Source organism: Pantoea sp. GD03673 (genome assembly GCF_029844725.1).
GTDB lineage: Bacteria > Pseudomonadota > Gammaproteobacteria > Enterobacterales > Enterobacteriaceae > Pantoea.
In genome coordinates, this window is record NZ_JAOCKJ010000002.1 from 391,668 (window position 1) to 406,254 (window position 14,587).

14 protein-coding genes are annotated in these 14,587 nt (G+C 58.8%); 2 read left to right on the forward strand and 12 right to left on the reverse strand.

What is annotated here, in order from left to right; genetic code table 11:
* Positions 1-56 precede the first annotated feature (56 nt).
* From N5J69_RS05120 to dapA, 5 genes are all read right to left on the reverse strand, one after another.
* Positions 57-2,048 (reverse strand): GNAT family N-acetyltransferase, encoded by a 1,992-nt coding sequence (locus N5J69_RS05120; RefSeq protein WP_279768718.1) that lies wholly within the window; start codon positions 2,046-2,048, stop codon positions 57-59.
* A complete protein-coding gene (locus N5J69_RS05125) occupies positions 2,048-2,914 on the reverse strand; it encodes a neutral zinc metallopeptidase (protein ID WP_279768498.1) in 867 nt (288 codons plus the stop codon). Before N5J69_RS05125 ends, N5J69_RS05120 begins: the two co-directional genes overlap by 1 nt.
* A 137-nt stretch (positions 2,915-3,051) precedes the next feature.
* On the reverse strand, positions 3,052-3,765 hold the full coding sequence (purC, locus tag N5J69_RS05130) for a phosphoribosylaminoimidazolesuccinocarboxamide synthase (protein WP_013358686.1): 714 nt from the start codon (positions 3,763-3,765) through the stop codon (positions 3,052-3,054).
* A 145-nt stretch (positions 3,766-3,910) separates the two neighbouring features.
* On the reverse strand, positions 3,911-4,942 hold the full coding sequence (gene bamC / locus N5J69_RS05135) for an outer membrane protein assembly factor BamC (protein ID WP_279768501.1): 1,032 nt from the start codon (positions 4,940-4,942) through the stop codon (positions 3,911-3,913).
* Positions 4,943-4,956: 14 nt separating this feature from the next.
* Complete coding sequence (dapA, locus tag N5J69_RS05140) at positions 4,957-5,835, reverse strand: 4-hydroxy-tetrahydrodipicolinate synthase (RefSeq protein WP_010260008.1); 879 nt, start codon at positions 5,833-5,835, stop codon at positions 4,957-4,959.
* A gap of 143 nt (positions 5,836-5,978) precedes the next feature.
* Between dapA and N5J69_RS05145 the strand changes: the two genes are divergently transcribed.
* Positions 5,979-6,560, forward strand: a complete 582-nt coding sequence (locus tag N5J69_RS05145; protein WP_279768502.1) for a glycine cleavage system transcriptional repressor — start codon at positions 5,979-5,981, stop codon at positions 6,558-6,560.
* 151 nt (positions 6,561-6,711) lie between these two features.
* The gene (gene bcp / locus N5J69_RS05150; protein WP_010260016.1) at positions 6,712-7,179 is read left to right on the forward strand and encodes a thioredoxin-dependent thiol peroxidase; all 468 of its coding nucleotides are present in this window, start codon (positions 6,712-6,714) and stop codon (positions 7,177-7,179) included.
* Positions 7,180-7,269: 90 nt separating this feature from the next.
* On the opposite strand, the gene N5J69_RS05155 is transcribed toward bcp, so the two are convergent.
* The 7 genes from N5J69_RS05155 to N5J69_RS05185 all read right to left on the reverse strand — a co-directional run bounded on the left by N5J69_RS05155 (position 7,270) and on the right by N5J69_RS05185 (position 14,536).
* The gene (locus N5J69_RS05155) at positions 7,270-8,835 is read right to left on the reverse strand and encodes a sensor domain-containing diguanylate cyclase (RefSeq protein ID WP_279768503.1); all 1,566 of its coding nucleotides are present in this window, start codon (positions 8,833-8,835) and stop codon (positions 7,270-7,272) included.
* A gap of 161 nt (positions 8,836-8,996) precedes the next feature.
* Positions 8,997-9,827: a phosphodiesterase gene (locus N5J69_RS05160; protein ID WP_279768505.1), complete on the reverse strand. Its 831-nt coding sequence runs from the start codon at positions 9,825-9,827 to the stop codon at positions 8,997-8,999.
* A gap of 10 nt (positions 9,828-9,837) precedes the next feature.
* Positions 9,838-10,821, reverse strand: coding sequence for an ABC transporter ATP-binding protein (locus tag N5J69_RS05165; protein ID WP_279768506.1), 984 nt, complete (start codon positions 10,819-10,821; stop codon positions 9,838-9,840).
* Positions 10,818-11,633, reverse strand: coding sequence for an ABC transporter permease subunit (locus N5J69_RS05170; protein WP_279768507.1), 816 nt, complete (start codon positions 11,631-11,633; stop codon positions 10,818-10,820). Before N5J69_RS05170 ends, N5J69_RS05165 begins: the two co-directional genes overlap by 4 nt.
* A complete protein-coding gene (locus tag N5J69_RS05175; protein ID WP_279768508.1) occupies positions 11,630-12,508 on the reverse strand; it encodes an ABC transporter permease in 879 nt (292 codons plus the stop codon). The genes N5J69_RS05170 and N5J69_RS05175 overlap by 4 nt, the downstream gene beginning before the upstream one ends.
* Complete coding sequence (locus tag N5J69_RS05180) at positions 12,508-13,530, reverse strand: ABC transporter substrate-binding protein (protein WP_279768509.1); 1,023 nt, start codon at positions 13,528-13,530, stop codon at positions 12,508-12,510. The genes N5J69_RS05175 and N5J69_RS05180 overlap by 1 nt, the downstream gene beginning before the upstream one ends.
* Entirely contained in the window at positions 13,514-14,536 is a 1,023-nt protein-coding gene (locus N5J69_RS05185) for a substrate-binding domain-containing protein (protein WP_279768510.1), read from the reverse strand. Before N5J69_RS05185 ends, N5J69_RS05180 begins: the two co-directional genes overlap by 17 nt.
* Positions 14,537-14,587: the final 51 nt, after the last annotated feature.

Sequence of the window (14,587 nt, forward strand, 5' to 3'; positions counted from 1 at the left end):
ACTTTACGCCGCCCGGCACAAAATGCTATGAGGATAATTTGAACCAGCTGGTCGAATTATTTCAACGGCCGGTTCAGCAGGTTCGCAGCAACGCCCAGGCTGTCGAGTGCGGTTGCTGCCTGCTGACGCAGCTTAGCGATCAGCGCTTTACGTCCACTCAGCCCCGCCTGCCGGGCCAGTTCGCTGAGTGCGTCGGGTGCAGAGACCGCTGCGGCCAGCAGCGGCACGGGGACGGCACTCGCCCCGACCAGACGCTGTAACACCGGCAGACTCGCCTCCAGTGGCCGCTGCGCCCAGGCAAAACCGGCAGCCAGCTGACAATCCTCGGCGTTAAGGTCATCATCAGCCGTCTCAGCAAACGGCAGTTCCAGCGCGATATGCTGGCGCAACCGCGGCCAGTCACGCGCCAGCTGGACGGCTGCCCGGCGCGTCAGTGCCTCACCCGCAGCAGAACAGGGCAAAATCGCCATCGCCGCGTAGCAGCCGCTGCTGGCTTCGCGCTGACTGCCAATTCGCACCAGCGTGAAGCCACAGGCACGCCAGAACGCCCAGAGTGATTCAGTGTAGCCGAAGCTGACGGAGAGGTAGTCATGTCCGGCGGCGGCACTGGCTGCTGCTGCCACAAGCTGCTGCCCTGTTCCCCGGCGACGGCTCTCTGCCACCACCGCAAGTCGGCTGATGCGCAACGAACGCAGGGTTGCGGCTTCAGCCAGACCGGCGTGGGCGGCCAGCGACTGCGCCACCAGATTACCGCGCGGTCGTCGGGTGCCCGCCCAGACCGCCTGCGCCAGCTCAGGTTCAAGCCCGCCCTCTTCCACCAGCCAGAGCGCGCCCTGTAACGCGGGTGCCTCGCCCGCCCGCCACAGTTGCATACCGGGTGCATCCAGCAGACGGCGCAGATCAAGCGGCGAGGTGCGGTAGTGCGCACTGGTGAGCAGACGATAGGCCGCCTCCAGCGTGCTGAAATCGTGGCGTTCAACACGATGAATCGTTGCCGGGGAATCGGGTGGGGCCACAGCAGCATCCTCAAACAGTAGCGCCTGATTCAGCCACTGCTCCAGTGGATCGCAACGCGACCAGCGCAGCGGCTCGTCCAGCGTGAAATAGTGAACCCCGGTAAGCCCGGCGCAGAATTTAAGAATAAAACCGCGTCCGCTGCCTTCGTAGCCCTGCACCGTGGTGGTGAGCAATACCCGCGGGTAGCGGCTGACCAGCGCCTGCAGCAGCGGTGCCGGAATGGCCGCCGCTTCATCCACAATCAGCCACTCCGCCTGGGGCGGCGTTTCCAGCGCCAGCAGCGCATCGGGGGCCATAAAGTTAAAATGCTCAGCGGCAAAGGTGGCCAGCACCGCCGTTGAGGCTTTGGCCGGTGCCGTCACCAGACAATGTCTGTTCTGCCGGGCCAGCATGCCTGCCAGAGCTGACTTGCCCCGTCCGCGGGCGGCGGTCAGCACGGCAACACCCGATGGCAGCGCCACCAGCTGATCGAGGATCGCCTGCTGCTGCTGTGGGGCCTGGCAGTGCCAGTGCGGCCAGTCCGGCTGCGCCGGAAAACGGCAGGGCTGATGCTGCCGCTCCAGCAGAACCTGATCATCCGCCAGAATCAGCTGTTGCAGGTGGTGAACAAAATGGGGCGTTGCGACAGGTTCAGCGACATCGGCCCAGCGCAGGCTGTCGCTGTCAGGCTGCTGCGACCACGCCTGCCAGGGCGGCACCAGTAGCACCAGCCAGCTACCGGCGGTGAGCGTACCGGCCAGCGCAGCGAAAGCCTCGGCGTGAAAGCCCTGACGGGCATCGAACAGGGCATGATGAAACTCACGGCCAAGCAGCGTGCGCACCGCGCCAGGCTGTATGTGCGGAGCAAAAATCTGATCGTGATCGGGTGCTTCAGGTGAAGCAGAGAATAACGGCTCCGGACTCAGCGTCAGCCAGTCGCCAGGGAGCGCTTCGCGCCACGCCGCAGCCCGCACTAAGCACCAGGCCGGGTCGCCGCTGATCACTGCCAGACGACGCACACCGGCCTGCTGCATAAGCAGCGAAGGGATCATCAGTTGCTGGCGAAGGTGTTGCACTGTCCTGGATCGCCACCATCAAATCCGCGTTTGAACCAGGTGTAACGCTGCTCAGATGTGCCGTGGGTGAAGCTGTCCGGCACGACGCGGCCCTGACCTTTCTGCTGCAGGCGGTCATCGCCAATCGCCTCAGCGGCATTCAGCGCTTCCTGCAGGTCGCCCGCTTCAAGGATATTTTCCTTCTGCATATAGTGTCCCCAGACACCGGCAAAACAGTCCGCCTGCAGTTCCATTTTGACAGAGAGCTGATTGACCTGCTTCTGGCTGGCACCCTGCTGCATTTCACGTACTTTCGGTTCAATACCCAGCAGTTTCTGGACATGGTGACCAACTTCATGCGCAACGACGTAGCCCTGAGCGAAGTCACCGTCCGCACCCAGTTTGGTTTTCATCTCGTCATAGAAAGAGAGATCGATGTAGACAGTCTGGTCAGCAGGACAGTAAAACGGCCCCATCACCGACTGCCCGGTTCCGCAGCCGGTGCGGGTGGCACCGCGATACATCACCAGCTTTGGTGCCACATACTGTTTATTCATCTGCTGGAACAGTTTGCCCCAGGTGTCTTCTGTGGTGGCCAGAATCACTTTTGTGAATTTTGCGGCCTCATCATCGTTAGCGCTGACGCTGCGCTGTTGCTGCTGGCTGGTCGGTGCCACTTCCCCCCCTGTCAGCAGTCCGGTCAGATCGTATCCGTAATAACCGGCCACAGCCACGACAATCAGCAGCACGATGCCGCCTTTGCCACGCGGCAGACGAATCTGGCGACCTCCGCCTCCAAAACCGGACGATTGATCGCGACGGTCCTCTACATTGTCGCTTTCGCGACGCCCTTGCCAGCGCATGCTGTATTCCCTCAGACATTATTCAGATGGCATGATTTTAGTTGCGTGACGGAGCAATCACCAGCTTTACCCCTGAAATGAGAAAAGGAGAGCCGTCGCTCTCCTTTTCCGGGTGCTTTTTTGCGCTGCTGGCAAACTCAGTCGAGTTTTACGCCCAGCCGCTGTGCCACCGCTTCATAGGCTTCGACCACACCGCCCAGGCTCTGGCGGAAACGATCTTTGTCCATTTTATCCAGCGTCTCTTTGTCCCACAGGCGCGCACCGTCTGGCGAAAACTCATCGCCCAGCGTCACTTCGCCGTTAAACAGGCCAAATTCCAGTTTGAAATCAACCAGGATCAGACCCGCATCGTCGAACAGTTTGCTCAGCACGTCGTTGGCTTTAAAGGTCAGCTCCTGCATCCGCGCCAGATTCTGTTTGCTGACCCAGCCAAAGGTTTCGCAGTAGGATTCGTTGACCATCGGGTCGTGCTTTGCATCATCTTTCAGGAAAAGATCAAACAGCGGCGGATTGAGCACAATGCCCTCTTCCACGCCCAGACGTTTTACCAGCGAGCCTGCGGCGCGGTTACGCACCACGCACTCGACCGGCACCATCTCCAGCTTCTTCACCAGCGCTTCAGTATCTGACAGCAGCGCTTCCATCTGGGTCGGGATACCCGCTTCCTGCAATTTGGTCATGATGAAGTGGTTAAACTTGTTGTTAACCATTCCCTTGCGATCAAACTGCTCAATTCGGGCGCCATCACCTGCTGACGTATCGTTGCGGAATTCGAGTATCAGCAGATCCGGGTTATCGGTGCTGTATACGGTTTTCGCTTTACCGCGATACAACTCAGCTCGCTTTTGCATCTTGTTCACTCCAGACTTGAAATAACGGGTGTTCAGCGACCAGTGCCGCTGCGGCGATTGCCTTGACGCAATCGTTTACTTCGCCGCGCGCTATTATGCCAAAAACAAAATAAAAAGGCCGGAGAATCTCCGGCCTGAGGCAACTTTATTTGTTCAGCGCCGCCTGGAACACGGCAACCAGTGCATCGTTTTGCGACTGGGTCAGCACATGCCCTTTCGGGTCGATGAATTGCAGACTGGTGCGGTTATCGAGATCGCCCACCTGCACTTTGTAATCGCCGTTTGGCAATTCCGGATCTTTCGCACCGATTGAATCCCAGTCGCTGCTGCTCAGTGACTTATAGGTCACCTTCATGCTGCCGGTTGAGCGGGTGGTATCGGTCACTTCCATCCCGACGCGTTTCATCGCATCAGGCAGACGCTGCCATGCCACGTTATACGGCGTACGCAGGATCAGCATTGGCAGGCCGGTATCATCTGCGCCGCTCTGCACATCAATGGCACCATTTACCCGGCCTGACGCCGCGTTTTCACTGGCGGTATCAATCTTGTCCAGACCTGTGCTGATGTCGTTGAGCATCTGCGCGGTGTAACGCTGAATCTGCACAGGGGAAGTAATGGTTTTACCATCCTGCTGCAGTTCCAGCAGACGCACGGTCAGCTGCTGCTGATAGCTCTGCGACTGCACGCTGATCTGGTAGCGGCCACGATACTGCTGATCTTCATCAGCACGGTTCCATTGCACCCAGTCGGTCGTCAGCTGCTGGCCTGCATCGTTACGTGACGCAATCGGGAATTTGTATGACTGCACAACGTTGACGACCTGCGACCAGACTGAACCACGGCTGTTATCAATCATCAGCGCACCGGTGTTGTTGCTGAACTGCGCACGGGTCCCGTTCATCAGCGCCAGCGGCTGGGCTGGCGGACGGATGTCGAGCTGCTTGCCGGTCGGTGCCTGGCTGCTGGTGCGCGGCACATCGTAGTCACCACGCTGCACCGGCAGGATCATACCGGCAGGCGCTTTCAGTTCGTTTAACTGGCTGGCTTCAAGATAAGATTCGTCACCGCTGACCTGGCGCTTATAACGCTGATCGCTTGAACAGGCTGACAACAGCATCAGAGTAGAAAGCCCCACTACTGTGGCTACTGTTGACCGCTTTACTGAGTAATTCATTCAAACTCCCTAAATTATCGCAAACCCGCTTTCACCAGCGCCTGCTCCACTTTCGGCTGGCCGGCTGCAGTCAGTGGCGTCATTGGCAGACGCAGCGTGTCGTTAGCGATTAATCCTAGCTGTTTCGCAGCCCATTTCACCGGGATAGGATTGGGTTCACAGAAAAGCGTCTGGTGCAGGTGCATCAGACGCTGATTCAGGCGGCGTGCCTCGACGAAATTGCCCTGCTGTGCCAGTTGACACAGCTCGACCATTTCACGCGCAGCCACATTTGCGGTCACCGAAATGACGCCTTTGCCGCCCAGTTGCATAAAGTCCAGCGCAGTCGCGTCATCGCCACTCACCAGAATGAAATCTTCATTAACCAGCTCTTGGATCTGACTAACCCGCGATAAGTTCCCGGTTGCCTCTTTGATTCCGATAATATTTTTGATTTCGGCCAGGCGGGCAACGGTTTCCGGCAGCATGTCACAGCCGGTACGGGAGGGAACGTTATACAGCATCTGCGGCAGGCTGGTGCTGTTGGCAATGGCTTTAAAGTGCTGGAACAGCCCTTCCTGCGTCGGACGGTTGTAGTAAGGCGTCACCGTCAGACACCCCACCACGCCGGAATTTTCAAAACGCTTCGTCAGAGAGATGCCTTCTGCCGTGGCATTTGCACCGGTTCCGGCAATAACCGGAATACGGCCATCAGCCAGTTCCAGGGTCAGCATCACCACATCACCATGTTCTTCATGGCTCAGGGTTGCAGATTCGCCTGTGGTGCCGACGGAAACGATCGCCGCGGTGCCGCTGGCGACGTGATAATCAATCAGTTTTTTCAGACTCGACCGGCAGACATTACCGCTGTCATCCATTGGCGTAACGAGTGCAACAATACTTCCCGTAAACATTGGCGATCCCCTCGACAAACAAGTGCTTCATGGTACGTTTTACACTTAGGGAAAAGCAAGCAAGCCACGCCATTCCCGCGCTTGTCAGCAGTTTTTTTTATGTTTACCTTATAGTTATTAGCGAAAGCAGAGGAAAAGCCATTTTGCCGCAATCTCAGCCCCATCATCTGGTGATCACCGCACTCGGTGTTGACCGTCCGGGTATCGTCAACACGATCACCCGACACGTCAGCAGCTGCGGGTGCAATATTGAAGATAGCCGCCTTGCCATGCTCGGGGATGAGTTCACTTTTATTATGCTGCTGTCGGGCAGCTGGAACGCGATCACACTGATTGAATCGACCCTGCCGCTGAAAGGGGCAGAGCTGGAGCTGCTGATCGTCATGAAGCGCACCAATGCCGGGGTTCGTCCGCCGATGCCCGATACCGCGTTCATTCAGGTTGAAGTGGCCGATTCACCGCATATTATTGAACGCTTCACCGATCTTATTGATAAGCATCAGATGAATGTGGCTGAACTGGTGTCGCGCATCACACCCGCACAACACGCTTTGCCACCAACGCTCTATATTCAAATGACCGCCCACAGTCCGACACGCACCAGCGGCACCACCTTTGAGCAGGCTTTTAACACCCTGTGTCAGGAGCTGAATGCTCAGGGAACGCTGCGTCTCTACAGTGTGTCTGACGCCGACAGCGGCGAATCTGTCAGCGCGGTACGCTAAACTTTGGTCAATAAACCGGAATTATTTCTCTACATGACTGACGCGTGATCGGCTATGTGATGAAATACCCCCTGATGGTAATTTTCCCTCTGGTCGTTTCAGTCCGGATGGTGTATTACCCAGAGCCTGAATAAGAAAATGGAGAGATGTGATGAATCCACTGAAAGCCGGCGATACTGCACCTGCATTTAGCCTGCCCGACCAGGACGGCGAACACGTGAATCTGACCGACTTCCAGGGACAGCGCGTTCTGGTCTACTTCTACCCGAAAGCGATGACACCAGGCTGCACCGTGCAGGCGTGCGGTCTGCGTGACAACATGGATGAGTTGAAAAAAGCGGGCGTGGAAGTCCTGGGCATCAGCACCGACAAGCCGGAGAAACTGTCAAAGTTTGTCGAAAAAGAGCTGCTGAACTTCACGCTGCTCTCAGATGAAAATCATGAAGTCTGCCAGGCGTTTGGCGTCTGGGGTGAAAAAACGTTTATGGGGAAAACCTATGACGGTATTCACCGCATCAGCTTCCTGATCGATGCTGAGGGCAGGATTGAAAAAGTGTTTGATAACTTTAAAACCTCGAATCATCACGACATGGTGCTGGATTACGTTAAGTCAGCCTGATGTTGAGGGGCGCGGTAGCCCGACCGCTGCGCCCTGCTTATCTGCTTTCCTCTCTCCCCTGCCGTTGCAACCCAACCGGTATTCGCGCGATTACGCTGCAGCCACGATAACGCAGTTACGTCCGGCATTTTTCGCTCTGTAGAGCGCCGCATCCGCCTGTTTCAGACTTGCTTCCAGCCCGGCATCCTGTGTGCCATTCCAGGCCGCGACGCCGATAGAGAGGGTAATCCGTCCAACATCAGTGAGCCAGGCTTCGGCAATACCCAGCCGTACGCGCTCCGCGATGATGTGTGCCTCATCCAGTGCCGTGCCCGGCAGCAGCATCAGAAACTCTTCTCCGCCGTTACGACACACCACATCAGACTGACGGGCGCTGGCACGCAGCGTGCTCGCCACCTGCTGAATCACCCGATCACCGACATCATGGCCCCAGCTGTCATTGACGTTTTTGAAGTGATCGATATCCAGGGCCAGCACTGAGAAAGGCTGTCGCAGCGTGCGGTAGTACTCCAGCACCGCGTTCAGCCCGCGGCGATTCAGCAACTGGGTCAGGGGATCGGTCTGCGCCTCCGAGCTAAGACGACCAATTTTATCCTGTACCAGACCAATACCGGTGAGCAGCGCACGCTTCACCTGAGCCGCCTCAAAATACCAGGCGGTAATGCCGCCAATCTCTTTTGAAACCCCCTGCGCATCCATCCGGCTGGCTTTGCGCGCCAGTTGAAAGAGCGGCCGGGCAATCAGTCGCGCCAGTATCACGGCAACCAGCAGGGTAAGCAGCGCGAACGGCACAGAATTTTTCAGGACTTTCATCAACAGGCCCGACAGTGGATCCAGCGTGACGTTAATCGGCTTCAGGGCCACCACAGTCCAGCCGGTGGTCGGCACCACGGCAAAGCCCGCCAGCTGAGTGGACTCACCCGGACCGGCAAGCATCAGCGAGCCGTTGGTCTCCTCGCCACGCGGACTGACGATAGCGGGCAGCGTTTTACCCACCAGCTGCCGATTCTGGTGATAAAGCACCTCATTATTGCTGTCGAGCACATAGACCGTGGTGCCATCCCGGTAAAATTGCTCACCCAGCAGCGCATTCAGAATACTTTTTTTCTTCAGGTAGATGGTGCCGCCGATATAGCCCAGGTAGTCGCCATCGGCACTCCAGACGGGCCAGGAGATAAACACCAGCAGATTGTTGGCGGCAGAAAGAGTGGGTTTGCTGATGACTGGCTGCCGCAGGGTCAGCGCTTCCCTTGAGGCGTCGCTGGTGAGGTGCATGCCTTTCAGGGTCAGTGACTCAGGCGAAATCGCTTTGATCACGCCCTGCGCATCCACTATCGCAACGGAGTTGAAGCTGCTGGTCTGCTCGCGCAGACGGTTAACTTCGCTTTGCAGCAGCGCGTCATTATTAAAGTCACGGCTGAGCTGGTTGGCGCTGTAGTGCAGCTGTGACTGCGCCAGCTGAAAGAAAATTTCACTGGTTGAGGCCAGCTTAGCCGCATAGGCCCGGTTGGCCTCAAGCGTGGTGTCTATCAGCACCTGGCGCTGTACCCGCCAGGTGGCGTAAAGCGTATTCGCGAGTGTGATGACAATGCTGACAATCACCAGCAGGGCTATCAGATTGCGCAAATCGGCCTTTGGCCGAAGGAGCTTTAACATGGCGTCGCCGCCCTGGAGATAAATGTCATGTCGTCAATGCCTGATTATTTTTTTAATGTGTGTCAGCAGCCCTGCTATCCGGGCTTAAGTCTACACGTTGTCGGCATTTTTGAGCAGCATTAAGACAAATTTCACCCCTGAGAATACAGATTCAACTGGCACTAATCGATTAATCCGTGGCTATCGTAAAAGGGCCAGGGTCCTGAAAAGTGACCAATTGCACACTGATGCGTGACCATTCCCTGACCAGGCTGCCAGCAATGTAACAAAAAGCCGGGCGGCTCCAGAATAAAGTGAGCCGGGCCATCGGGATGCAGATCCAGCGCCACCTGATGCGACACGCCTGGCGCAACACAGGCCAGCGTACCGGCAAAGCGGGTCTGCAGGCTACGATGCAGATGACCGCAGAGCACCCGTTCAACCTGCGGATGCCGGGCAATAATCGCCTCAAGCGCCTCGGGATGGCGCAACCGTTGCCGATCCATATGCGCGATGCCACAGGCAAAAGGCGGATGATGCAGCATCACTAGCGTAGGTTGATCGGCGGCCGCGCTCAGCGCCTGATCGAGCCATTGCAGCTGGTGCGCATCCACCTCCCCCCACGGCTGTTGCGGCACGCTGGAGTCCAGGGCCAGCAGCCTGACGCCGCCGACGCTGCACTGCCAGTTCAGCGTCGGTCCCGCCTGCAGGTAGGCGTGATCCGGGAAAGCCGCACGCAGCGCCTCGCGGTCGTCATGATTGCCCGCCATCAGATAAAAGGGCAGCCGCAGCCGCCGCAGGGCTTCGCGCAGCGTCTGGTACTCTTCCGGCCTGCCAAAGTCGACCAGATCGCCGGTAATCACCACCACATCGGGTTGCGGCTGCAGCGCATTAAGCGTATCGATAACCTGCAGTAATGCCGCATGCGTATCGACCTGTTTGTAAGAGAGGCGGCCATTGGCCTTAATGTGCAGATCGCTGATTTGGGCGATCACCGTGGGTTGAACAGACACGACGGGCTCCTTAGCAACTGAATTCCAGCGCGGCCTGGCGGGTCAGCGACCAGCTGATGCGCTGTCCCGCCTGCCAGATCTCGCGCGCATGACGCTCTACCTGGATAGGATTATCCAGCCCGATATCGATCAGTAAGCGCTGCGAAGCGCCAAGGAACGTGCTGCCCACCACCACGCCGCCCTGGGGATAGCGTGTATCGTCGGCCAGCAGCACATCTTCCGGGCGGCAAAAACGCAGAGGCTGACCATGCGGATCGTGCGCAATGCAGTTAATGGCCCCCACAAAATCGGCCACAAAGCGGGAGGCCGGACGCTGATAGATTCCCTGCGGCGTATCGAGTTGCACCAGACGGCCCTGCTCCATCACCGCGATGCGATCGCCCAGCGCCATCGCCTCCTGCTGATCGTGCGTCACGTAAACAGCGGTAATTGCCAGCCGCTTGAGCAGCGCGCCAATCTCCAGCCGCAGTCGATCGCGCAGCCGGGCGTCAAGGGCCGCCAGCGGCTCATCAAACAGCAGCACTTTAGGCCGGGCGGCCAGCGCACGTGCCAGCGCCACCCGCTGCTTCTGCCCGCCGGATAATTTATCAATGCTGCGATGAGCCAGATGCGTCAGGTCCACCAGCGCCAGCATCTCCCCGACCCGCGCCTCACGCTCAGCGCGCGGCACGCCCTGCACCTTAAGGCCATACGCAACGTTCCGGGCCACGTTGAGCGTCGGGAACAGCGCGTAGTTCTGAAACACCATGCCGACATTGCGTTTCTCAATCGGCAGAGCGGTAACGTTGCGCTGATCAAACCAGATTTCACCCGGCGGATCGCTGCTTTCCAGACCGCTGATAATCCGCAGCAGCGTGGTTTTGCCGCAGCCTGATGGCCCCAGCAGCACCAGCGTTTCTCCGGCGTGTACCCGCAGATCGAGCGGATGCAGCGCGACCTGCTGATTGAAGCGACGTGAACAGTGGCGCAGCGTTACGTTAACAGCCTCTTTCATACCATTTCCTCTCTTTCCTGCCGCGACGTTTGCCGTTCCAGCCAGTGATTACAGGCGTTGAGCAACAGCAGCAGCGGTAAAATCATCATCATAAAGATCAGGGTGTAGGCGGATCCGACCTCCAGCCGCATCGAGGTGTAGCTGTCGGCCAGCCCGACCGGCAGAGTTTTGGTCAGTGGCGTGTGCAGCATCCAGGTGATGTTGAACTCCCCTACCGACAGCGTGATCACCATAAAAGCACCCGCCAGAATGCCGTTGCGGCAATTCGGGATGACCACAGTAAAGAAGCGATGCCAGAAGCCCGCCCCCAGGCTGGCAGCGGCCTCTTCCAGGCGCGGCAGATCGGTCGCCTGCATCACCGACAGCACCGGCCGGATCATAAAGGGCAGCGTAAACAGCACATGGCCTGGCAGGATGAAGAGCCAGCTGTCGCGTAACGCGCTGAACTGACCATAAAGCAGAATGATGCCCAGCGCGGTGGCAAGCCCAGGCAACGCAACCGGCAGCATCAGGCACTCCTCAATGCGGGCGGCCCAGCGTGACGGTGACTTCAGTAACCCCCAGGCAGCCGGGACGCCCGTGAGCACCGTCACCACCAGACAACTCAGCGCAATCAGCAGCGACAGCCAGAAGGTATCACCATACATCTGCCACACCTGTGCCACCCACTTCAGCGTCAGGCCACTGCGCAGCCCGGCGAAATAGTTCTGCGTGACGCCCGCCAGCATTGAGAGCACAACCGGGACGATCATAAACAGCGCGGTAAGGCTGGTGATCGCCACCTGCAGCCAGAAAAGCCCCCGGCGCTTCATCGTGACCGTTCCTTCCGGCGGGCAGCCAGTCCGTTTGCCAGTATCAGCGCCAGCCAGGCCACCGCCCCCATAACGACCGACAGTGCCGCCGCAGTGGCGAAGTTGGCGTAATTGGTGAACTCGCCGTAAATGGTCAGCGGCAGAACCGCCAGTTCTGTGCCAAGGGTAAATGCGGTGCCAAAAGCCCCCATGCTGGTGGCGAAACAGAGTGCGCCACAGGAGAGCAGCGCCGGTTTCAGCCCCGGTATAATGACGTCAATGATGATGCGCGACTGGCTGGCACCCAGCGAACGGGCCGCCTCTTCCAGCGATCGGTCCAGCTTCTCACTCGCCGCCACCAGCGTCACGATGGCGCGCGGCAGCGAAAAATAGAGGTAGCCCATAAATAACCCGCCAAGGGAGTAGGCAAAGACCCAGCGCTCATGAAACAGGCTGAGGCTGAGTTGCGCCAGCACCCCCTGACGCCCCGCCAGCATCACCATCAGAAACCCCACCACCACGCCCGGAAAGGCCAGCGGAAAGGTCAGCAGCGCCAGCAGCGTGCCGCGCCCGGTAAAGCGCTGCCGCGCCAGGAAGCAGCCGACCACCGCAGCAATCAGCAGCGTCACCAGTGTGACCGCCGCCGAGAGCAGCACGGTGTTCAGCAGACTTTGCAGATAGTGCGGCTGGCCGATCACCGTCCAGTAGCCGCTGAGGTGCGTCGTGCGATCCTCCGTCATGCCCATCTGCAACAGACGGGCAAACGGCAGCAGCCAGAAGGCCGCAAAGATGAGCAGCGCAGGCAGCAGCATCCACGGCCCGTTCGCCCCCAGCGGACGAAGGCGCTGGCGAACCGGCCCGCCCGCGGCAGGCAGGTTGATTTCTGACAGTGACATCAGTGAATCTCACTCAGATAGCGGGCGGAGAAGCCCTTCTGTGCATCGGCCATCTGCTGATAATCCACGGTGTGAGCGCGTGCATAATCGCTGTCAGGCAGGAAATATTTTTTCGCCTCGGGCGACATCGCACCAGCCCGAACCGGACGCAGCCAGGCATTGGCCCAGATCGCCTGACCGGCATCTGACAGCACGAAATCGATCACTTTTTTGCCGTTAGCCGGATGCGGCGCGTTCTTCACCAGGCTGATGACATAAGGCACCGTGACCGTGCCTTCGGCGGGAATGACAAATTCAACATTCGCGTGATCTTTGTAGCGGGCGCGATAGGCGTTAAAGTCATAGTCGATCAGAATCGGAATTTCGCCTGAAATCAGCCGCGCATAGGCCGTCTGCTTCGGCACAATCGGCTGGTTGCGCTGCAGCGCTTTGAACCAGTTTATCGCCGGGGTAAAGTCATGCAGGCTGCCGCCTTTAGCCTGATTCACCGCGACCGCCGCGACGTAGCCCACAAAGGCGCTGGCCGGATCAAGATAGCCCACCATGCCTTTATATTCCGGCTTCAGCAGATCATCCCAGGAGCGCGGCACCGGCGCGCCTCCCAGCGCATCAACGTTGACCATAAAGCCCATCGTCCCGGAGTGCAGCGCCACCCACTTGCCCGCCGGATCTTTCATTCCTGCCGGGATTTGATCCCAGTTAGCGGGTTTGTAAGCGCTGACCACGTCGGCACTGACAGCCTGAATGCCGAAGCTGACGCCGTAATAGACCACGTCGGCGACAGGATTGTTTTTCTCCGCGACCAGCTGCGCCAGCGCCTGACCGGAATTTTTATTGTCCTGCGGCACGTGAATGCCGGTTGCTTTTTCGATTGCCTGAAGCTGCGTGGCCCAGTCGGCCCATTCTGGCGGGCAGTTATAGCAGATAGCATTTTCCGCTGCCTGCGCCCACGAACCGGTGAGCGAGCATCCGGCCAGCAGTGCAGCGCGGGCGATCAGTTTGATATTAACGGTGAGCGACATGATGTTTCCCTGAAGAAGAGCCATGAAATGCCGGGGCGATACTCTCCCCGAGCCGTAAATGATGGGCCAGCAAATGGGTCTTACCGCCCGGATTCAGAAGCAGATCGATAGCACGCGTCCCCATCAGCGCAATCGGCTGAACGACGCTGGCCAGTGACGGAGAAAGCTGTTCGCCCAGTTCAATGCCGTCGAAGCCGATCACGGAGAGCTGATGCGGAACGCTGATTCCGGCACGCGCAGCGGCACCCAGCAGGCTGACAGCCAGCAGATCGTTACTGCAAATCACCGCCGTCAGCGGCGAAGGGGCATTGATCAGCGGCAGCAGCGGCCGGAAGTCAGAGTGGATATGGCTGGGCATCTCAATCATCGCCTGCGGTGTGAGACCCGCCTGCTGCATGGCCTCGCAGTAGCCCAGATAGCGCAGACGCGCACGGTCAGATTGCTGCATCGGGCCCGCCGCCATCACGATATGGCGGTGGCCCAGTGAGATAAGATGGGTAGTCGCGTCGGCAATGGCTTTGCGGTTGTCGACGCACAGCGCGGGCCACTCATGCCGTTGCGGCACGTTGTGGGTCAGGACGAAAGGCATCTTCGCCGCCGCCAGTGTCGGCAGCAGCGCACTTTGGTCAGCGTCAGCTACCGTCAGCACCAGACCGGCGACACGCTGATGCAGCATATGCTCGACAATGGCCGCTTCCCGCTCGGCCTGATAATCACTGGTTGCCACCAGCAGCGCATACCCAGCCTGCCGTGCCTGCTGCTCCATCGCCTGCAGTTGCACAGCAAAAACCGGATTCAGCAGTGACGGCAGCAGAACGCCAAGCGTGGTGGAGTGCCGGGTGCGAAGCTGACGGGCAATATGATTAGGGCGAAAGCCGATCTGTTCCGAGGCGGCCAGCACCTTTTGCAGCGTGCCGGGTTTAAGCAGATGAGGGTCGGAAAAGGCGCGCGCAGCGGTTGCGCGGGAGACCCCGGCCAGTCTGGCTACGCTGATTAAGTCGGTCATCACTGCCTCGTTTATTGTCGATGAGATCGATCTCATTGCGACGTAAACTAG